The following is a 22766-nucleotide window of genomic DNA, read 5'->3' as shown; positions in this document are numbered from 1 at the left end:
TTTGCCCTATCAAGCCAAAACAGCGTACTTTACAAAGATGTAAACTGTAAGCGTAAGAGCCGTGCACAGGCTTCTGCAGCCGCATTCTTGCTAACCGTATTAATAGCGCCCGTTACGCTGTCCTTGCGCGTTGTGTTCCACGTAGTGAAAAGTAAGTTTGCAGTTACTACGAAATATTGGACACACCTCATACACTGTACAGTCACTGTTAGTACTGCAAAAAAGTCCAATGCATGGGTCGAAACGCCCTTCCCTATTCAAACCATAACTGGGTATCATATACGTACTGCACATAAACTGGAGAAATACCCCACTGTGTTATTGCACGCCACATTTGCCTATTGTCCCAAAGAATATAGACTGAGTACAACACAGAGACAAAGGATAACAAATGGGCTTCCTGTTGCGCATAACTCTTTGAATTTAGTCCAGAATATGCTGAGAAAAATGTATTCTCAGAAGCTTTTCAGAGCCTCACATAGTATGGAGAGGCGCAAGGATATTGGAGCGCAGCGCAGTCTGTAGCGTGTTTCTACCACCAGCGTATGACCAGTCGTTACATATTCTATTTCCCAGTAACAACATAAAGTGAAAAATCTCAGCAGCGCAGCAATTAAAGCACATTTTGCGTTGTGAGCGATTATGTACCAATCCTCAAAATGTAAACAATTAAAAACTGTGTGCAGCCCCTTTTAAAGTAGTGGACATGCTAGAATAAACATGCTTATATGCACCCACTATTTTGAAACTGACACGCGATCACGGGTGCAATATAGTCACCATCGCAACAAATCAGTGTAATACAGGTGCGCAATAAATTGTACGAAGCTCGCTAGACATGGCTGCGTGGTCTATTTTTTACTACGTTGCCGTGTCTACAGGCGGCTTCGCTCAGCATCATATGTACTGTTATATGCGGTGGTTTAATTGCAGAAATGCCATGTCGAAGCGTTGGTTCAAGTTTAAGGTTAGGTAATATAAAGAGGTACAATAGGAATGCCAGTACGTAGTGAAGAAACAAGTATTATTCTTGATGCAAATCCTGCAAGGTGGAGAAATCTTCTGAGAATATACGACAACATGGCTTTCAATATAATGAGGCGGGCAGGAAATCGTAGACTGACCAGGGAAATTAAAAATTATCTATGTGATTCCATACTGATGACTCTGGATATTAACCCTGATGTTACTGAAGGAAGCTCGGAGAGTATAGTAGACATAGCTAATCAGGGAAGTTTAGACGAGATGTTAACAACATGGCGGGATCTTATATGTAGAATAGGCACTCGAGTATGCGGAAGTGATATTTTTGACCACAGTTCGGAAGAAGATGAAGAGGAACTTGAAAATGAAACCTCTCCACGCCTGCAAGATCCCGACATAGAACCAGTATCGGACCAAAACATAGATTTTAGCCGCTAGCGGGTTCGTTTGCGACTTTTGTTGACAAAAACATGGTCTCTTTCGGCATTTTTTCTCGCATACAGGAGTTCCTAAGCCGTATACCGCACCGTAGAATTTGCAGTCAACGGAAGCGTTAATGGCATTAAAACTGTAGATGTATATTGAAATTAAAGTTTTAATAGAAGAGGATATGAATATGGCTCGAGGTTCACGACAATGTGTCTGTCAACATCGTAGAAAAAATCGCAATGCTCTTATAGTTGTTAATAATCCGAAAGAGGCAAAGCGCTGTATGCTTTGCCTCTCGCCACTCGATAATAACCTACCTAGCACATTACGCAATGCAGAACATGCAGCAATAGTCAGGATATACACTTGATGAAGTGATGCTCTGTATGTATGCATTTGCTCTGTAAGCAACACCAAAATTGATAAAAAATATTGCTTCAGAAAGCTACTCATAGATGTATTAAGAAAAAATTGCTTTTTACCACAACATAACACTTGCATGATAGAGCCGCGATGGTAGAGGGTATCTTGACCATATGTGTAGCATGTATAACGTATAGGTTGAAAAGTATGAATTCCACATGGTATACTGGACCAGGGTTAAATATGTGTCGTCGTACCGGTATTGTCGGAACGGCGGAGTTCTTGGATTATAGCGTGGCTACCTTGCTGTAGCTACGGTTGGTACTCGTTGAAATTTAGAGGGCGTAGACTGGCTGTTATCACTCTTCCGCGCGGTTTTTGTCGCTGTAGTGGTGTCAGCAGCTAGGAAAGCAAATGGTAGGTGTCTGGTCGCGGGCGCACGTCGGTGTTTCGCACGCTGGCTATTCCCCTGTTACGTTGTGTGCGTGACGGGCTTTATTATGTGTGAACACATGAGGTTTGGGCCGTGACAGGGGTTTCTGTACGTTCGCATGGTAACCGCATCTGGGCGTTGGCAAGACGGATGAATGCCATGCTATGCTGTGTGGGAAGACCGAATGCTATGGCTTGCAAAGCCGTACCCAAGGGATGTCTAGTGCACCCTGGTGCTCCACGAATGGGCAAAGCCAAACGCGTGTCATGGGATCCGGCCATCTTCGTTCGCACGGAGCACGACAACGGGAGATCCGAAGGAGACGCCGGTGTCGTAAGGTCACAAGTAAGCGTGCGGCTCAACGGATTTGGGAAGCCGGAATCCGACCCTGAGGTTAGTGCCACAGGAGCTATAAATGCGCTTCCCGCCTCAGCGGGAACGGACGTCAGCGCGTCCCCAGTGTTTACCTGGGGGGGGGGAAGCACGGTATAGCAGTTGCATCCGTGTATTTCCTCGTTGGAGAGAAAATGATGATGCTGAGAAAAGGTTACAGAAGGTTGAAAGAGTACGGTGAAATGGATGAAACATGCGGCACAGTCGGGTGTACGAGGTGCAGCGCTTTCTTGTGGGTTTAGGATACGGAAAGGTTGGTCTTCAAACAAGGATCTTGAGAAGAGCCGCCTTCTTGGTTCTGATTACAGCTTGTGCAGCGATGATGTGCGCCACGAAGGAGGCTTGCTGCACTCTGAAAAGAAGTCCTGCGGGAATGTGCTGGGGGGTACTAAGGCTAGTCATCTGAATCCCCAAAGCACTATCCAAAGCGTGTATGCCACTTCTCATGAGCGGAGGTTCTGCAGAATGATGTGTATGTACCCGTAACCCGCTGCGGTGCTTCTTCGCAAGTGGGTATAAACCATAATTCTATTTTTCTGGACTCTGGTAGCAGAGTTGAGTGTTTGAAACAACAAGGAGGGAAAAATGCAATACATAGACAGAGCAAAAAATCAGGCTTCTCCCAAAGATCTGGGCACAGAAAAGTGTTCTAGCGTAAAGAGAGGTAGCTTGTTGGCGTACATGAGGGGAGACGTTTTTTGCTATTACCTACCCTTCTTCCTAGCGGAAGTTGTTCTGTGCATAGTGGCATTCCAATAGGCGTTCCTGTTGAGGGAGGAGACCCTCAGCAGCAGCGTTTTCCCACGCTTGCGAGCTGCTGTCAAGCTTCGGTTACGCGCATCCATCCGCAGCAGCTCGTGAGTCCAGACTGGGATTGAGTGGGTAAAATTGTCAAAGGCCATACCGTAAGTCCGTAACCAAACTTAATTGAGATATATTAGGTTCGGCCGGGATTGTGTTTGTGGTTCGGAACGCGCTCTCATGGGGGGTATGTGCTGAGTAGCCGTGGCCTGGTAATTCGTTTGTGTACTTATTCGCGAGGCGTTGCTGCGTTGTAGCGCGCATCTTCACCATGCTTGTGTACTAGCCATGAGCTTAAAAGGATAGTCCATCGCGTATCAGGTATAGGAGCGGGTTCTTTCAGGATGATCAGGACGGCAGAAAGATGGACTAAACGAGCTTCCAGCAGTCGGTTGTGACGTATTTTCCATCCATGTGGGGATTTTTAGTGACAAACTGAGGATGGGGTTTCTAGTGAACCGTTGTAATCCGCACGCGACTCTCTGTGCCGGTGTATAATGGCGCTGATACCGCGTATTAATCTGTGCTGTTGTTTTGTAACCATACGTCTCGGATGTGAAAACTGTGCGTGCTCAGGCGCGCTGGTAGGCAAAAGTCTAGGTTTTAATTATGCGGGGAGAGGGAATGACATCAGACGACATAGAGTCCTGCTCGGTATCGGGGATTGATCGTCAAGAACCAAAAGAGAGTACCGCTCCTACGAGTCGGTGCACGATGACGGTTTATAGTTTTCCTAGGTGCAGTAAACGTAGCTTTGACCACATTGTGGTAATACACGAGGGAAAAACCTGTAGGTCAAAACGTTCTTCTGGAGCTGATTTGCAATACGTGGGTGGGAACCAACAGGCTGAAGGTTCAAAAAAGACACATACACGACAGCCTGACCGGCATAATGATCTCGGTACGTTTAATTCAACCATAGAGCATGACACAAAACTAGCCACACAAGGAGCCGGTGCGAAACGACGGCGAACACCATGTAAAGTTGTTCCGGACATGTGTGCACGAGCTGTAACCCGCACCAATGTATGCCCTATTAGTAATATCATGGCTGAAAAGCAACATGACCATACAATAGCGGAGTCGAGCTCCTCCAAGCCCCGTTTCGATACAGTGGATCTTCTACAAAAGTTGAAGAAACCGTTCAAGAAATTACAAAAAAATCGGCATAGCGTAGCAAAATGAAATTCACGGGAAGATATAAGCGACAAAGCAGGGGGGGGGGGTGTTAACCAGCATGAGGAGGGCGGCCTTCTGCAATTCGTTACACAGTCAAGTGAGCCCTCGTGCGTTACCACAGGGGAATTAGGCTTCTCGCGCGATGCTCGACTATGTCTTAGCGCACATAATGGAGCAACTGTAGCTGATTTTTATTTGGATAGTCGGCATCCTGGTTACAGACGTACGCTGAGATAATTGAGTTCGGCTCATAAGGTCTTTGAGCATACTGTTGATGTACATAAGGTAGAAAGTATGAGTGGAACACGTTTACAGAATTTAAGAGACTTTGTAGTCGATAGTGGTATCAGGCCACAAGTAGTATCGTATTTCAGTAGACGCGATATTTTGCTCCTCAGGGGTGCGGTACTACGTTACGCGATGGATGCACGACATCGCGAGGCGTATAGGTCGTGGGTATTAGATATTGTGCTGCAGGGCAGTGAAAATGCACTTATCCGTGCAGTTCGTCACTTCACGGAGGAAGAAATGCAATTTATGGCTCAGAATAACCCCCCCCTCCAGGTTGGGCCCCGGTATTTGCAGTACATGAAGGGCCGCCTTTGCGCTTGGTTCAAAATCCTAACGTTGCAGCTGCATTTGCAGCTCCAGGACGTAATGTGTTGTTATAGATGTAGAAAGCTGTGCATGCTAAGATACGCTTGTGGCGAAAGGCCTATGGTGTTATAATGCGGAAGTGGCGCGTTAACCAGTGTTAGAGAGCAGTCCTGGCAACACGCTGCACATCTAAGAGAGCGACTGTGCATTACAACAGAGAAATTGGGTTTCTCGCGAGATGCTCGGCTGTATCTTAGCGCACATAATGGAGTAACTGTAGCCAGTTTTATCTGGACAGTCGTCACCCTTGGTTACGAACGTACGCTGAGATAGTTGGTGCTAGCTTGCACAGCACTTGAGCATACTGTTTATTGCAAGGAAGAGGATCATGGGCGGGGCACGTTCACAAAATTCGAGGAACTTTGTGGTCAATAGTGGTATCAGGCCACAGGTTGTACCACATTTCAGCAGATTCGAGATTGCTCTCCTCAGGAGTGCAGTGCTACGTTACGCGAGAGATGCACGACATAGCGAAGAGTATAGGTCGTGGGTTTTAGATATTGTTCTACTGGGTAGTGAAAGTGCACTTATCCGTGCAGCCCGTCACTTCATGGAAGAGGAAATGCAATTTATGGCTCAGAATAACCCCCCCCCTCCAGGTTGGGCCCCGGTATTTGCAGTACATGAAGGGCCGCCTTTGCGCTTGGTTCAAAATCCTAACGTTGCAGCTGCATTTGCAGCTCCAGGACGTAATGTGTTGTTATAGATGTAGAAAGCTGTGCATGCTAAGATACGCTTGTGGCGAAAGGCCTATGGTGTTATAATGCGGAAGTGGCGCGTTAACCAGTGTTAGAGAGCAGTCCTGGCAACACGCTGCACATCTAAGAGAGCGACTGTGCATTACAACAGAGAAATTGGGTTTCTCGCGAGATGCTCGGCTGTATCTTAGCGCACATAATGGAGTAACTGTAGCCAGTTTTATCTGGACAGTCGTCACCCTTGGTTACGAACGTACGCTGAGATAGTTGGTGCTAGCTTGCACAGCACTTGAGCATACTGTTTATTGCAAGGAAGAGGATCATGGGCGGGGCACGTTCACAAAATTCGAGGAACTTTGTGGTCAATAGTGGTATCAGGCCACAGGTTGTACCACATTTCAGCAGATTCGAGATTGCTCTCCTCAGGAGTGCAGTGCTACGTTACGCGAGAGATGCACGACATAGCGAAGAGTATAGGTCGTGGGTTTTAGATATTGTTCTACTGGGTAGTGAAAGTGCACTTATCCGTGCAGCCCGTCACTTCATGGAAGAGGAAATGCAATTTATGGCTCAGAATAACCCCCCCCCTCCAGGTTGGGCCCCGGTATTTGCAGTACATGAAGGGCCGCCTTTACGCTTGGTCCAAAATCCTAACGTTGCAGCTGCATTTGCAGCTCCAGGACGTAATGTGTGAGCAGATCGTTGATCGGGTTGGTTTGTAGCCATATATGTTGTTCTTCAGCCTTCCACACTAACTTTTGGGTAGCCTCACAGTATGTGCTAAGGTAGACTCAATACGCGAAAAAGAGAGTTACAACACTGAGAACATGTGTGCGTCTCGTTGGTGCTGTACGGTTGCTGCGCGCGACTTCGCAGTTAAGGCCGTGTGGAGAGAAGTATGTTGTTTTATCACAAAATGCCACACAACTTGGTAAAGAATACTCCTATTACAATCCCGAAATCCGTGGAATGTAGAGTCCGAGTCATTATCGTATTGTCCAAGACATCAGTATTGCAACACGTCACTGTATAGCACAATAAGGCGTTTCCGTGAAATGTTGCATGCTTCTTTTAGAATACTATCCGTTGAATCTCCATTTAGCGCATTGCCATGTGCACAATTTTAAAACCCCGCTCTAGTTTAAAAGATGCGCTTAGATGTAATATGACGTCGTATTGTGCGAGAGAGGCAACTGCCATCTCTTTCTGAAACTTCCCATTATCAAGACAACCACAAGAAGAAAATACTTTTGAAGTGTTAACGCGCTGACTCAATATAAGAGAGGTTTAGCAAAACTGCATAGTGGTTGCTGCATCGGTCCATAGCTTCGTATGGAATTTTTAAGAGAATCTCGCTAGTGCTTCTCTAGCAAAAAATAATCGGGTGTACTGTCATAGAACGCCGGTGCCCTTATTTGGATGCATATCAGCATTTCAGTGTGCTCGATATGCAAAACACACAAAAACAACCGGTAATTCTCCCGATTTTGCCATGGGCACCCGTTGCTAAAACAACTATAAGCAATGCATTCTCACATAGTAAAAAATAAACCGTCATCTTTATATTCCGAATAGTTGAGGGATATCTGCACCAGATCACTGATACGATAGTTTAGTGTGCAGCATTTTATGTCTAATTTAGTATAAATTAGTATTGATAAATATAATGGCATGTGTTGTAATCCACATGATGGTAGCTAACATGCACGGTTCTGCATCAAAATATGTTGCGGGCATGTTTCATTTCTGAAGTTAAAGAGAGGTATTTGTGGCGGCTAAAGCGGCGTCTTTGTTTACGAATGCAAGCCCAATATATTCAATAACAACACACTGCCACCAAGGTCGTCTCAAACAAACTCTAAGCTACTCCGTGTGTAGGAAAACGAATACACATTTGCGGAATTATCTTACTGAATATGCGCTATTTACTGTTAAACAGACTAAAAAAATCGGCGCAGGATCACATGTTGTATACAAAAAGGACCACAACAAAAATGCTGTGAATTCAAAAGCAACCTGTATCCGAGCGCCTATGAGCCCATACAACAAGAAACTCATTGTTCCGGCAACGCACCCATAGCGATATGTGTGCTGTAATGGTCTCTGGAAAGTGCTGAATGTATGAGTCGTCGGCTAAGTAAATTTAATGGATCAGAGGAGTTTATGTATAATTTTAACTATGAAAACGGCTGGGGCCAAACTCGATACAATAAGCTGGTCACTGTGCTGTGCCCAATGTGCAAAACTTATTCACCTAAATATGTATACAACGGGCCTGTCGTGGAGCAACACAGCTACGACACGGGTGTATATTCTTGTCTAAATCCACATGGATACGGGAGCCATGGGTTGTACCCAACGGTATCGTACATGGGCTTCCATAATGGCATTCCAACTTGGTCATACACTACATATCACTCTCAAGAGTCCTACAACGGCCCACATACCTTCACATATTCTACGGGTCAGGAAGAAATGCTCTTCAGGCAGTATCGTATTCCTGAAATGAGGCAAAATAATAGTATAAACCATCACGACGCCCCTACTAGCTACGTGGAAGCTTCGCGTGAATTAAGGAGTCTTCGTCCTTCAGCCCCACGAGGAGGACGGAACAGACGTCGAAATTCAAACCGACACGGCAATTCTCGCATGCGTGTCAATGGCGCTCCACGTCAAAGCACTAGTAGGGTTGATCCCGAACCAGAACGCACAGAATCCTTCCGATCATCACCCGTAGTGCAATATCGTAACAGACCCACAAATAATCATCAAGAACGTGCAAATTTTGCAACATACCGCACAGACACGCCCTTACCCCGTTATGTAGAACAGATTGCCGCAGGGGTGAATCGTACATTTCCGTCTTATACAAGCCGAAACACAACAGATGCTTCAACTATATCTTCACGTCTTCAAAATATGGCGGAATATTCCGGTCGCGACAGCGCTTACACACCGTTCTTTGACACTTACCGTAGAATGGGTGACCTATCAGCATTTAACTATGCATTCCCTACTACTCGACTCGAATCACGTGGCCAACGTAGCGCAAGAAGAACTCCATCTTTAGAAGCGAGTAATAACCAGTCCTCCCCACAAAGAGAACTCTCAGGCCAACCGGATGTTAAACCAACAAGACCGAAAACACTTAATCTGGAAACAAAAAACACGGTAGGTACACCAACCCCTTCGGATTCATCATCACATATACCCGGATGCCTACGAAGCAACTACTCATCCAGCGGAGAAGATATAAATTATGCTCCTGCTTCGCAGTCAGAAACATCTGGATGTCAGGGCGTTAAACCCGTGAGACCTCCGGTACTTAAGCTTATGACACGAGATGGCGTATTGCCTCATCCTGATTCCTCCATTACCCATAAGGAGCTGCATGACGGTTGCTCATCTAACGAAAAGGGTACAAATTGTGTTCCTGCCACACAATCAGAAATGTCTGGATACCCAAGTACAAGACCCGCAAGACCACAAACACTTAATCTCGCAACTCGAAACACAGCAGACACATCTGCTACTTTAGATTTATCGCCTCGGAACAAGAGAAGAGGACTAGGCAACTGCTTGTCTAGCGAAGACGATCGGAGTGAGCGCTCGCTAAGCTTTGGCTACGTAAAAGCGTCAACAAGTTCTGCGCATAGCGGCACGGAAGGCTCTAAGGATTTATGGCCACCACGCAATGACGGAGGTGCATTCGCTGATAGCCACCATAGAGGTTGTGAGAGCAAATTGCAGGATGTAGTGGTTGAAAAGGCAGTTGCATCAACGCGCGCATATAAGTGATTTGATGGCAAAAATTAGCTCCTATGTACTGCAACATCAAGTTAGGAGAGTTATATCGTGTAATTGTTACTGCGGCATAGCTCTCCCTATTTAACTAACATATGATCGTCCACCGCAAACTTTCTATATTGTGCAGTAGGGTGAGACATGTAGCACTTACACCATATGCCCAGCTCACTGCACCTTGAGAAATAATGGGGAGCTCTTTTCAGCTATCTCTCCACAATTTCAGAAACCCGATTTTGCGCTTGTATAGTAGCAAAATTAACCTGAAAACGCCCTACTCTGCCAAAACTAAATCACCAAGTCAGCGGTGTCATTCATCTCCCAAAGAACATGTGGCACACTACATGTTCTGTGTATGAAAACCGAACAAAAAACGGAACCTATATGGCGGTTACAAGATGCCTTAGTGAAACTATGAAAAATACAGAAAATGAGTCTTAGATTGAAACCGGTGCCACATGCACATGCGCTTCAGTTCCTACTTATATTTCACTACAAATTAAGAACTCACTTTACGAAGTGCAACATGCGATCTCCAGGCGAAGGGATATGATCTACATTTTTATCAGGCAACAGCAGGTATGGATGGGCATTGCGCACGATGGAACCTAATGAGTTAACTCATCCACAACCGTGAGTGCCTGCTATTTATATCGGAAATGAGACATAAGCGCGTTGCTAGAGGTATCTCACATGGTCAGGCCTTCTTTATGCAGATGCTCATCGAAAAATGCGAGGGATGCCTCACCAATATACTTGCATGCATTGCGAACTACACAAAAACTGCACAGTAGAACATGGAAGCCCCGTTGTGCTTTTGAAAACTACGGAGCCATGCCGGCAAAATGATCAAAAAACGTAATTGAAAACATCTAGAATCTAGATTTACCACACCGAGCCCTTTAGTAGAAACGCTTCACCTACCGAATAACGAAAGCACACATAAAACTTTTCCGTTCAATGAAAAACCCAACGTATCCAGGTGATACTCCAATAAACGCATCTCTGTGTTGCTGTTGACAAAAAATTACGGTCAGCCTTTGGTCTGATTATGAAACGTCTTATATACCGTAAAAACGAAGTCTAGCGATACCTCCAAGCCTATCACATGCATTGGGTGCCATAATATTTGGTTGCAATACAGTATCTATCTCAACTGTAGACATCCTATGTTTATCTTAAAGTATCACATAAATCAAAACCACCGCGAAAAACCAATTATCAAGATCCTACAAGTTAGATAGAGAGTGTAAATGCATGTTATAGTATACGCATGGTTACGATATGTGGTGTTCAGGATGCATGGGCATAGTGGAGTACGTGATTGTATTGATGACGGATTTGCCCCTTGGAAGGGGTGGTCTTGCAATTCAGAAATTTGCTTTCACGATCGTATAGCTGCAGGCATTAAAACCGGGACTCTGACCACTAATAAAATTGCCGCTATATCCCTACGCCTACTCACTAGGGCAAATGAGATTTCTTTGGCTCTTTTAAAAGAGATCCGGTACGTAGACCCTCCCAGGGCGTGCGAGGTCAATGCACAAGCCTTGATGACAGCTCAACGTCACATATCAGCAACATGCAACATGCTGAAAGGCCGGCAGTATAGAGCAAGAGTGACCCTGAAGCAGGTCGGGGGAAGCAGTATGCTTTACTCGTATTACGATATAACTTTCCGGTGTTATGCCACCCTACTCTTCCTCAATTCTTTTTACATAGATTTCTCCATGTGGTTATACGGAAATGACAACAAATATGAGCACATTACACAGTTAATAACACTTATAGTAAACACAATTGACGCCCTACAGCAATGCAACTTGGCCGCACATCCGCATGAGTACATGGCGCCAAACTCTACGGAACTTGGATGGGCTTTGCGTCGTGCTGGACAAGCTCTGAGAATTTCCATGAATTCGCTGCAGGCTGTAAGTATACCAAAGCAATATTCAGCATGCGAAGTAACTGCGTCAAAGATTGCGTTATTGTCAAACGCCTCTATGCTAGTGACAACGTTTAAGCTCCTGGATATAGCAGCTCGCCAGGCCTTTGCAACATCCATGAAGCATGATGTACGCGTACAATATAATCATTTAAGGGTCATCAAGAATTGCTGTAATGTTAGGGCATTGGTTTTACGTTCAAAGGCCAATACGTTCGCGGACTTGCACTACTCAGATGCCAATTTACGGGAGGTTACTGCGTGCCGCATGGTCGAATGGGCCTTAGTCGTTCTATGTAAAGAAATAAACTCCATATCGTGTGGGATGTTCGATGCTACCGGCAGGGACTACTGGTGCTATGGCACTGAGCTATCTTTGAATGTTTCCGAGTGCATGAGTGCATTGACTCTTCTGCGCCTTGCTTACACCAAGGCACGGATGCAGCATTCACCCACTGCAAAAACTCTCGAGCAAATCTATGAAATGGTACAAGCAGCAAAATCCTTGTGCTATAGCTTCGAATCTTGCAAAGATGTTCAAGTAACAGAGCTACACAGTGTGCTAGCGTATCTGGAGCTCGTGCGCAACGATCTAACATCGATCGACAGCAGTCAGCTATTGCACAAACAGTGGTCTGCAACCCTATTGAAACAGTCAATGCAAGCAGCTGATTCAGCATTTGATATATGCGAGTCTGAGCTTAAAAGTATAGGAGCTCAAAAAAGAAATAGTGATCATTTCTCACAAGTGGAGCTACAGTCTGTTGTTGAAAAGTTGCGTGCACAGTTTTTCCGAAACAATATACATGGCCAAAACACAGAAGTAGGAAATACAAGCTTTGCACGGCTTGTTGCAGATAGCAGAGCATCTCGTGGCTCCGAGAGGGCGGGGGGGGGTATTCTACGCTGAATCTTCATTCAACAGCACAGCGGCTACTGGTAGCTTAATGGAAAAGCGCTCACACACATAATGCACTCAGACATATTGAGATTCCTCCGCTGGGAAACGCACCTTGGGGAATAACGTCGAGGTGACGCTACGCGCTGTACTCTCTTCGGACACTGTTCCTGAAAAGATAAGACGCGCTTTTCAATGCCACAGGATAACAGAACACATACTCAAATGTAACCGATATGACCTGTTCTCCGTAACTTACGGATATCATAACAAGTAAAGCATCATTATATGCGTATGCGTTACCTTCACAAGTAAAATCACCTTTATCACGCCTAAAAGTCACATGAACAGCGGGATTTGGCATGGTAATAGATTTCACTACTTTGGCTCAGCCATAATATTCAGGCAGTGTGACAAGCTCATACATGAAAGCATATCCTGACTTGCAGAATAAGGATGCATGCATTAGTTACAATACCACCGATAATGGCTTGAGGCATAAATAGATATAGAAACCAGCATCTACCGCTCGTAGAGTCTTCGGAGATCATTGGTTTTGCTTGAAAAAACAGTATTGCGTTTGGCAGCTTAATTTCCGTGGCGAATGAGAATGTTGTGGTCCTTAAGCACTTGATAAGTTCATACAACGCTTATCGCCTAGAAAAGGCATATTAGCTCATCCAATCCGCTCTAAGACGTGCAAAAGGCACTCTACCAAGGGCTTTTACCAGTGCTGTACACATCCAGCAAAGCGGGTTTTTATGCATCCAGACATCTTTCCAGAATGAAGTAACAAAATTGCCTGGCCAGAAGGACATCAGAGACCTGTTTATCGTGTGAGTTGTATTTCCGTGTTACACTGTTGGGGTGTTAGTGTATTGTGGTAGGCGTAGTGCATGCGCGTAGTGGAACACGTAGTAATCGCGGTGGTTTTTCCCCTTGGGAACAGTGGACACCTGAGTCTACAGTTTGTTTCCACGATCGAATAGCTGAAGGCATAAAAGACAAGGTTCTGTCTGCTGACAAAATTGCTGCTGTAGTTTTGAGATTACTTAACAGAGCAAATGAGATCTCACTGGCTATCTTGAAGGAAGTTAGGTATGCAGACGCACCCCAAATGTGCGATTTTAATGTAGCATCGCTGATTAAGGTGCAGCAACATATATCAAAAGCGCGCGACTTACTCAAGGGTAGAGGTGTAGACGATCTTCCCACGGGATTGGGAGTGGGCGATGTCATGTTGCGTATGTCTTCGAAAATAACAAACGATTGCTACGTTGCTATGACCTCGTTGCATATGTTCTACTACGATTCACATGCGCTGTTGCAAAATGTTAATCATGCGTACGTGGCACAAGTTCTGGTGCTGCTTACTAACACTGTAGATGCGATCCAACAGTGCAATTTCTCCGTATATCCACATGAGTATGCAGCCTCTGATCATAAGGACCTGGAGAGCGCACTAAGACGTGCTGATCAGGCTTTGAGAATTGTCGTAAATGCCCTTCATTCTTCAGTGATACCTTACGACAACGAAAGAACGGTGCTGGTTGAAAGGTCAAACTTGTTAATAAACACTTCTCTCCTGATATCAACATTTAGGCTACTTGACATGGCGGCCCGCAGGGCTTTCTCAAAGCACAGAACCAACCACATAAACATGCTACACGATGTAAATACAGTACAGAACTGTTGCGCATGCAGGGTACTGATGCTTCGTGAAAAAATTAAGAGGTACGTAAGGGAAGCAAGGAAAAAGAATAATGAAAGGGCACATCAAGCGTTTTGCAACGCAGCATGGGCTATAGATCGTACTTATGACGAGATTTACGCTATAGCTAGTGGCACATATTCAGATGTGGCAGGAAGAATGCACTACGCAGCTAAAATGTCCTTAGATATTGCGGAGTGCGTTACGATACTAAGCCTACTACGTGTTGCCTACGAAAGCACTGAAGGGGAAGATTCAAACATTGCAAAAGTTCTCGAGCAACAAGAGGACATGGCATGTGGCGCATTGCTGAATTGCATCCGTCTTGAAAGAACAAAAGAATCGTGTGTGTCAGGTACAAAGAAGTTACAGGAAATGTTGATTTGTCTTGAATCCGTAGGTAATGGGCTTAGAGCTGTTGATTTAAGCAGACTACCGTACCAGCAGTGGTCCTCAACCATGTTGACTAGGGCCGTGAAATGCGTGGACGATGCCTTGGATGCCTGCATCGCGACACTAAAACATGCACACACGCATGATGTAGCAATGCGAACTCGTTATAAAAACATGCTAGCCGCCTATAGCGATTACATGCTGCGCTTTTCGCAGGAGACCCCTGCACAAATGAATACATTTGTGGAGTACGAAAGGAGGGGGGGGTATTGCGGTGACGGAAGAAAAACTGCTGGTTGCATAGCATTTTCACACGATGCTAAAAAGCAGATGTCTTTCGATGCATGCAGCATTGATTACCCAAATCTCTTTTGTTTTGGGCGGCTATTGCTAGTGCGCTGCCAGCTGATTTGGGCTTGTATCACAAAGTTCAGCCCAAAGCTCCACTCTTGCAGCATATGGCCCTGAGAGGCATGCAACGAATGGTAATAATGTGCCAGTTGGGTGTACAGGTAGCGCTCACACTGGCAAAAGGAAGTTAATACGGAGATCCGTGATGTATGGCCGCAATGAAATACCTAACAACATCAACAACGGTTTTTCCCCTTGGGAACAGTGGACACCTGAGTCTACAGTTTGTTTCCACGATCGAATAGCTGAAGGCATCAAAGACAAGGTTCTGTCTTCTGACAAAATTGCCGCTGTAGTTTTGAGATTACTTAACAGAGCAAATGAGATCTCACTGGCCCTCTTGAAGGAAGTTAGGTATGCAGACTCGCCCCAAATGTGCGACTTTAATGTAGAATCGCTGATTACGGTTCAACAACATATATCGAAAGCAATCGACCTCCTAAAGGGTCGGAATGTAGCTGATCTGCCCCCGGGGCTGACCGCGAGTGATATCATGCTGCGAGGGTCTTCAGAAATAACAAATGAGTGCCATGTTGCAATGATCTCGCTGCATATGTTCTACTACGATTCATACGCACTGTTACATGGTATGAATTACGCGTACGTAGCACAAATTCTAGTGCTTCTGACCAACACTGTAGATGCTGTACAACAGTGCAATTTTTCTGTACATCCACACGAGTACGCAGCTCCAGATCAAAAAGAACTGGAGGGTGCTCAGAGACGTGCTGATCAAGCTCTGAGAATTGTCGTAAACGCGCTTCATTCTTCGGTAATACCCTACGATGATGAAAGAATGATGCTGGCTGAGAAGTTAGACTTGTTAACAAACGCTTCTCTCCTGATATCAACGTTTAAGCTACTCGACATGGCAGCACGAAGAGCGTTTTCAGAACATAGTGTAAACGACGTCAACATACTGCGTGATGTTAATACGATACGGCATTGCTGCGCATTCCGGATATCTATTCTCCGAAAAAAAATCAATAAGTACACCGAAGCAGCGAGTAATAGTGCACGGGAATATCAAACGTTCAGTAGTGCGGTCTGGGCTCTAGACCGTCTTTATGACGAGGTTTATGCCATGTCAAGTGGCACATACTCAGATGTAGGTAGGAGAATACACTATGCGACTAAAATGTCCTTGGACCTAACAGAGTGTGTGACAATACTCACCCTCCTATGTGTTGCCTACGAAAGAGCTGGAGAGGGAGATTCCAACATCGCAAAAGTCCTCGCGCAAAAAAAAGACATAGCATGTGGAGCATTGCTGAACTGCATACGTCTTGGAGGCACAAGAAGTACATGCATGTCGGGTACAGAGAAGCTGCAGGAAGTGCTCGTTTGTCTGGAGTCTATAGATAATGGGCTGAAGGCTATCGATCTAGGCAAATTATCCCATCAGCAGTGGGCTTCTACCATGTTGATTAGGGCCGTACAATGCGTTGACGATGCATTTGATACTTGCGTGGCAAGGCTAAAACGCGCACAACTGCGCGCTTGTTATGATAACACAAAGGCTGCTCCCGGAAACATGCTGTACTTTACGCAGGAGGCTCCTGTACAAAGAGGTACATTTGTGGAGTACGGAAGTCGAAGGGGGGGGGTATTGCAGTGACGGAAGAAAAACTGCTGGTTGCATAGCATTTTCACACAATGCTAAAAAGCAGATGCCTTTGCTGCGTGCAACATTAATTGCCCAAATCTCTTCCGTTTTGGGCGGCTATTGCGAGTGTGCTGCTAGCTGATTTGGGCTTGTATCACAAAGTTCATAAGCCCAAAGCTCCCCCTCTGCAGCATATAGCCCTGAGAGGCATGCAACGAATGGTAATAATGTGCCAATCGAGTGCACAGATCGTGCTCACACTGGCAAAAGGAAGTTAATACGGAGATCCGTGATGTATGGCCGCAATGAAATACCTAACAACATCAACAACGGTTTTTCCCCTTGGGAACAGTGGACACCTGAGTCTACAGTTTGTTTCCACGATCGAATAGCTGAAGGCATCAAAGACAAGGTTCTGTCTTCTGACAAAATTGCCGCTGTAGTTTTGAGATTACTTAACAGAGCAAATGAGATCTCACTGGCCCTCTTGAAGGAAGTTAGGTATGCAGACACACCCCAAATGTGCGATTTAAACATAGGATCATTAATCACTGTTCAACAAGGCATATCAAGAACTATAGACTTGCTTAAAGGCAGAAATGTCGATGATCTGCCTAGGGTCTTCACTGCGGGAAAAATTATGCTGCATAGGTACTCAGAAATTACCAACGAGTGCTATGTCATGGTCTCTACCCTAAACATTTTTGACTACGATACAGATCTACTATTGCATCACGCAAGATCCGCGTTTGTGGCAAAAATTCTGGTGCTTTTAACAAACGTTCTTGATGCAATACAACAGTGCAACCTTGCCGAGCACCCACTAGAGCATATGCCCCACAGCAGAAAAGATCTTGCAGGATCCCTAAGTCGCATCGATCAAGCATTGCGGATTATCGTGAACTCCCTTAATGCTGCTATAGTATCAGGACGCGAAACAAGAAGAGTGTCAATTGAGAAGTCAATATTGTTAACCAATGCTTCTATATTGTTATCTACGTTAAAGCTATTTGACATTGCATCTCATAGGGCATTTTCAAGGCACACGACATGCGATATAAATGCCTTACGCGCCATCAGGACGGTACAGCATTGTTGCGTATTACGCATATTGTCGCTTCGCACAAGAGTTAAAAAGTACATAAAATCTAGTAAGAATATCACAAAAATTCACCAAGCATTACGTGGTGCGGTCTGGGCTCTAGACCATCTTTATGACGAGGTGTACACCATATCAGGCGGCACATACTCAGAGATGGGTAAAAAAATGCACTATTCGACTATGATGGCCTATGACATCACAGAATGTGTAACTGTACTTACGCTATTGTGTACTGCTTACGAAAGAGAAGGAGAAAGGAATTTAGACGTTGAAAAAGCTCTAAATCAAGAAAAAGATATGGCCTATAGTGCATTGCTATGCTGCCTACATCTTAAAAAACGGGATACAAGAAATGCCTCTATATTAGGTGCTGATAAGCTGCGAGAAGCGCTAACTTACTTAGAGTCAGTATGCAGTAGACTCAGGGATATTAGTCAGCTACCGCACCGACAGTGGTCTCGTTACATGTTGATTCAGGCTATAAAATGCGCAGACCACGCACTTGATACATGCATATCAAAGCTGAAAAGTGTAGAGATGCGTGTAGAAAAGATGCACGCCGATTGTAAAAACTTACAAAAAATGCCCTGTAATATGCCACATTTCCCAAAAGCCGCTCTTAGCCAAAAAGAACGGCCAGCAAATTACATCAGAGGGGGGGGGTATTCCGACGATTCGCAAACTCACAGCAGCGCTCTATCGCCTAGTAGTTCCCTTGAAGACATGATCGATCACGACATGCAGTCCTTGGCCGAAGTAAGACAAAATTCTAATGACAGAAGCCCTACTCCATAATCAGATCTGGTGTTGCCTACATGGTTACCATTGCACGTACTTCGGTTATCCCATCGTATGTACTCAGTTCCACATTGATAGCATACAGAAAGGAGCAAGATTAAAGTTCTCTCCTAGACGCATTAAAAGGCTTAACAGGTACACACACGATGTTCTCACATGTTACAATATTAGGGAGTTAACATCTCGCGGTAGTTGCAATGCACGGCAACAATGTAAGACATGATACTTACGACGACGGCTTTGCTCCTTGGGAGCAATGGTCTCCTGAGGCAGACGTTTGCTTTCATGATCGCATTGCAAAGAAAATCAAAAATAACACCCTCTCCGTTGACAAAATTGCGTCAATTGTTCTCAAATTACTAACAAAGGCTAATGAAATAGCGCTCGCTCTATTGAAGGAAGTGCGATATGTTGACTCTCCATGGGCATCCACCGTGGATACGCATGCCTTGTTCTCTGCACAACATCATATTTCAGATGCATGTAGCTTGCTAAAAGTATGTAGTACGGAGTTTCCTGGAGAGACTATAGGCAGGAGAATGCTGCGTACCTATGACCGTATAACCGGCATATGCAACGTGGCTATGCTCCTGTTAAGCGCGTTTTATAGTGACTTCGACATGTGGTTAAACGGTCACGATGAGAAATCCGAGCATGTAGCTCAAATGCTTGTAATGATTAGCAACGCTGTAGACGCTATGCAGCAATGCAGGGTTAATATTTACCCTGATGAGTTTGTAACACGCGGTGATGGCAAGTTATCAGATGCTCTTGGTACGGGAGAGAAGTTAATCAAGATCGTGATACATTCACTCAATGCCGTGAGAATACCTGAAAAAGATGGCAGAGTCATGGCCACGGAGAAGAACGCTCTACTAACCAATGCTTCTCTCCTAATATCTTCGTTCAAACTCTTGAACATCGCTGCCAATAGGAACCCGTCTGTTAGAGATATAACATTGTGTCGGGTTCGGTACGAGCACGTGCGAGCAATAAGGTTTTATTGCTATTTCCGGGCACTTGTTTTACGCATCAAGATACAAGAGTATATGACTGAAACTACCAACTCCTTCTTATTTCAGATACTCAGTACTATTGAGTGGGCACTTGGGCGTCTTGACGAAGTTATCTACTCAATATCTCAGAAAACATATGAGAATGTCAGTGAAGATTTGCACAATGCTTATAACATATCCCTAAACGTTACAGAATGCGCTACCATACTCACATTGCTACACATGGCCTACGAAAGAGCTGGAAAGAAAAACTCAACTACCTCACGCATGCTTCGTATAAATGTGGCACTAGCACATACTACCTCTGTTGTATATGTTCCGCTGGAGTGTATCTCAGATGAAGCTGTACTTTACGTCGAGAAACAACTGCATAACGTGATGAAAAATTTGGCATCTATTCACCAAGGCCTAGAATGTATAAGCAGATACAAGCTCCTGTACCCATTGTGGTCTGCTGAACTATTACAACAGGCACGGCAAGCTGTTGACACGGCACTAACGGTTTGTGAGGCAGAACTTAAAAGGGTAAGAGCACAGGTCACAAATACAGCCTGCTCCGAAGACCCGAATAGTGAGTTGACCGCGTTGTGCACAGAAGCACTTGGTGCTTACGAGGATATAGATGCTGAAGTCAGTGATGTTGTGCGTCATGTGCACTTCAGGGTTAGAGGACTTCTTAGGTGCAACGCGCTGCGGTCTAATACATGGCCCGCAAATTCCCTGCTCGAAGGAGGGGGGGGGGATGTTCAGGAGCAGACAACTTCTGGCAGCGTGACGACACCCTCAGGCCACTTAGGGGAAGTTGCCAACGCGCAGGACTATGTACGTAGCTCTTTATCGTGCAATAGGGTATGAGATATGCAAATCCATGAAGGAACCACACACATAAATGATCGCTGTCGTGGTAGTAACTAGTGACTCACTTTTGCAAAATCACCCGTGATATACTTATGCATCAGCGTATGCTTTGTAAATGCACAGACTGCATTAGGTATGTCTACCCATACTGTCCATCCGAAGACCATAAAAGCACATTCCCATCGCAGTAGTAGCTCAAAAGAAGCCGTACTTATTTAAAGTTGTGGAACCATGCTATAATCACAGACAATTGTAAATACTTTGGTGAGTACTGTGCATGGGCATGGGGCATATATTGGCAACAGCAGGAGTTTTTCTCCTTGGGAGCAGTGGTCTCCTGGAATGAACATTTGTTTTCATGAACGGGTAGCAGCAGGAATAGAAGATAATACACTATCTGTGGATAAGATTGCCTCGGTAGTACTGCAATTACTCACCAGATCTGGTGAAATAGCCAGCCAACTGTTGAGAGAGCTGCAGTATGTTGATTCTACAAGTACTTACGAGGTAAACGTTCCTGCTCTGGAGGCCGCGCAACGCCGTATATTTGAAGCATGTCACCTGTTGAAAGATGAGGATACTGCAGACTCCAAGACTATCGGGGCTAGAATGCTACGTAGGTATATTTCTATTATACACAGATGTTACTCTGCCATGCTTGGACTCAATACCGCGTACGATTCACTGGACAAGTGGCTGTATGCAAACGATGAGAAGTGCTTACACATAACACAAATGCTGATTCTTCTTGTAAATGCGATTGATGCAATGCAGCAGAGTCTTGTCTTGGAATGCACAAGTGAGGGAATTATACATGACGCCAGAGAATTAGCTGAGTCTTTAGACCGCGCAAATCAGGCACTTAGAATTGTTGTCAATGCATTCAATGCCGTAAGCATCCCAAGAGCCGAGCGGGAGAAGATTTTCACAGAAAAGTCAGTTCTAGTAATAAATGCTTCCATCCTGACATGCACGTTCAAGCTACTAGATATGGCAGCGCGTCAGGCGTTTTCAGTAAACAAATATGGAAAATACCGCCTCGGTGTATATGATCGAATATCCGACATAAGACGTTGTTGTAGCTTCAGAGTAGCAGTTCTAAGAATGAAGGCACTGGAGTACTTAAATTTGACCTGTAAAAATTCAATTCAGCAAAATCTTTATGCAGCCATTTGGGCACTAGACGTACTTTATGACCAAGTAGATATGATATCACGCGGGACTTATGCTTATTCGGCAAGGAATTCACGCTTCGCAACAAGGGTACGTGCTGATATCACAGAATGCATGACAATACTGGCATTGCTTCAAATTGCGTACAAAAAAGCCAGGTCTTCTGCTATCGCGAAGATAATTGGGTATAGCAGAAAGCTCACATTGAATGCTCAGAGACTATGTTCACACCTTGAATCGTACAAAGCTTACGGGTACGTAGCTGAGGATGATAGAAGAAAACTGCATGACGTATTGACGTGCCTAGAAAACGTCGTTGAAAACCTCACATCTATCGACAAAAGTCAGCTGCCTCACGCGCAGTGGTCATCAACACTGATGGAACAGGCTGTTAACGTTGCGACTAGAGCCTGCGATGCATGCGCATCAGAACTCAAAGGCCTTGAGCTACGCAAACTCGTCGAAGGGGACGGGCAAAATGCACGTGGTGAACTTGGATCTGTGTTGGATTTGCTACGCAGTTTCGTATCCTTCGGAGTAAGGTACGTATTGGCGCAGGAAAATGCAGCTTTTACATACGCTGGCGAGGAAACTATAATGAATATGCACGGTGGCGTTGGGGGGGGGTATTCTGACGGTTCGCCAACTCACAGTAGCGCTCTATCGCCCAGTAGCTCTCTTGAAGATGTCGTTGGATGCGACATACAGTCCCTGGCCGAAGTCAGACAAAATTCTAATGACAGAAGCCCTACTCCATAATCAGATCTGGTGTTGCCTACATGGTTACCATTGCACGTACTTCAGTTATCCCATCATATGTACTCAACTCCACACTGATAGCGTACAGAAAGAAGTATTGTGCGCATGACCCAAGTTCTCTCCTAAACGCATTAAAAGGCTTCATTAGTACACATACGCTGCTCTTACATGTTACAATCTTAAGGAGTTGACATCTCGCGGTAGTTGCAGTGCATGGCAGCAATGTAAGACATGATACTTACGACGATGGTTTTGCTCCTTGGAAGCAATGGTCTCCTGAGGCGGACGTCTGCTTTCATGATCGCATTGCGAGGGGAATTAAAGAAAATACTCTCTCCACAAACAAAATTGCGTC

General features: G+C 45.0%; 17 protein-coding genes. 15 read left to right on the top strand and 2 right to left on the bottom strand.

What is annotated here, in order from left to right:
- Nucleotides 1–996: 996 nt before the first annotated feature.
- The 8 genes from PGW94_RS02295 (at nt 997) to PGW94_RS02260 (ending at nt 6631) form a co-directional block, all read left to right on the top strand.
- Nucleotides 997–1422 (top strand): hypothetical protein, encoded by a 426-nt coding sequence (locus tag PGW94_RS02295; RefSeq protein WP_271758230.1) that lies wholly within the window; start codon nt 997–999, stop codon nt 1420–1422.
- A gap of 880 nt (nt 1423–2302) precedes the next feature.
- Nucleotides 2303–2701: a hypothetical protein gene (locus PGW94_RS02290; RefSeq protein WP_271758229.1), complete on the top strand. Its 399-nt coding sequence runs from the start codon at nt 2303–2305 to the stop codon at nt 2699–2701.
- Nucleotides 2702–2788: 87 nt separating this feature from the next.
- Nucleotides 2789–3088, top strand: a complete 300-nt coding sequence (locus PGW94_RS02285) for a hypothetical protein (RefSeq protein WP_271758228.1) — start codon at nt 2789–2791, stop codon at nt 3086–3088.
- Between the two features lie 99 nt (nt 3089–3187).
- Nucleotides 3188–3361, top strand: a complete 174-nt coding sequence (locus tag PGW94_RS02280) for a hypothetical protein (protein WP_271758226.1) — start codon at nt 3188–3190, stop codon at nt 3359–3361.
- 651 nt (nt 3362–4012) lie between these two features.
- Nucleotides 4013–4588, top strand: a complete 576-nt coding sequence (locus PGW94_RS02275) for a hypothetical protein (protein ID WP_271758225.1) — start codon at nt 4013–4015, stop codon at nt 4586–4588.
- 288 nt (nt 4589–4876) lie between these two features.
- Complete coding sequence (locus tag PGW94_RS02270; RefSeq protein WP_271758223.1) at nt 4877–5311, top strand: hypothetical protein; 435 nt, start codon at nt 4877–4879, stop codon at nt 5309–5311.
- Nucleotides 5312–5567: 256 nt separating this feature from the next.
- On the top strand, nt 5568–5945 hold the full coding sequence (locus PGW94_RS02265) for a hypothetical protein (RefSeq protein WP_271758222.1): 378 nt from the start codon (nt 5568–5570) through the stop codon (nt 5943–5945).
- 314 nt (nt 5946–6259) lie between these two features.
- Nucleotides 6260–6631 (top strand): hypothetical protein, encoded by a 372-nt coding sequence (locus tag PGW94_RS02260; protein WP_271758220.1) that lies wholly within the window; start codon nt 6260–6262, stop codon nt 6629–6631.
- Between the two features lie 1986 nt (nt 6632–8617).
- Here the strand turns inward: PGW94_RS02260 and PGW94_RS02255 are convergent.
- On the bottom strand, nt 8618–8794 hold the full coding sequence (locus PGW94_RS02255; RefSeq protein WP_271758218.1) for a hypothetical protein: 177 nt from the start codon (nt 8792–8794) through the stop codon (nt 8618–8620).
- Between the two features lie 62 nt (nt 8795–8856).
- Between PGW94_RS02255 and PGW94_RS02250 the strand changes: the two genes are divergently transcribed.
- The 7 genes from PGW94_RS02250 to PGW94_RS02220 all read left to right on the top strand — a co-directional run bounded on the left by PGW94_RS02250 (nt 8857) and on the right by PGW94_RS02220 (nt 22411).
- A complete protein-coding gene (locus PGW94_RS02250; protein ID WP_271758216.1) occupies nt 8857–9735 on the top strand; it encodes a hypothetical protein in 879 nt (292 codons plus the stop codon).
- 1259 nt (nt 9736–10994) lie between these two features.
- Nucleotides 10995–12596: a hypothetical protein gene (locus PGW94_RS02245; RefSeq protein WP_271758214.1), complete on the top strand. Its 1602-nt coding sequence runs from the start codon at nt 10995–10997 to the stop codon at nt 12594–12596.
- A gap of 868 nt (nt 12597–13464) precedes the next feature.
- Nucleotides 13465–15156 carry a hypothetical protein gene (locus tag PGW94_RS02240; protein WP_271758211.1) on the top strand — a complete coding sequence of 564 codons (1692 nt, stop codon included), beginning with the start codon at nt 13465–13467 and terminating at the stop codon, nt 15154–15156.
- A gap of 88 nt (nt 15157–15244) precedes the next feature.
- The gene (locus PGW94_RS02235) at nt 15245–16717 is read left to right on the top strand and encodes a hypothetical protein (RefSeq protein WP_271758209.1); all 1473 of its coding nucleotides are present in this window, start codon (nt 15245–15247) and stop codon (nt 16715–16717) included.
- Nucleotides 16718–16997: 280 nt separating this feature from the next.
- Nucleotides 16998–18602 (top strand): hypothetical protein, encoded by a 1605-nt coding sequence (locus PGW94_RS02230; protein ID WP_271758208.1) that lies wholly within the window; start codon nt 16998–17000, stop codon nt 18600–18602.
- 200 nt (nt 18603–18802) lie between these two features.
- The gene (locus PGW94_RS02225; RefSeq protein ID WP_271758206.1) at nt 18803–20476 is read left to right on the top strand and encodes a hypothetical protein; all 1674 of its coding nucleotides are present in this window, start codon (nt 18803–18805) and stop codon (nt 20474–20476) included.
- Between the two features lie 276 nt (nt 20477–20752).
- The gene (locus PGW94_RS02220; RefSeq protein ID WP_271758204.1) at nt 20753–22411 is read left to right on the top strand and encodes a hypothetical protein; all 1659 of its coding nucleotides are present in this window, start codon (nt 20753–20755) and stop codon (nt 22409–22411) included.
- A 16-nt stretch (nt 22412–22427) separates the two neighbouring features.
- Here the strand turns inward: PGW94_RS02220 and PGW94_RS02215 are convergent, their stop codons facing one another.
- A complete protein-coding gene (locus tag PGW94_RS02215; protein ID WP_271758202.1) occupies nt 22428–22556 on the bottom strand; it encodes a hypothetical protein in 129 nt (42 codons plus the stop codon).
- Nucleotides 22557–22766: the final 210 nt, after the last annotated feature.

Origin of the sequence: Candidatus Anaplasma sp. TIGMIC (genome assembly GCF_028204095.1) — a bacterium.
GTDB lineage: Bacteria > Pseudomonadota > Alphaproteobacteria > Rickettsiales > Anaplasmataceae > Anaplasma.
This window is presented reverse-complemented; position numbering and strand designations above follow the sequence as displayed.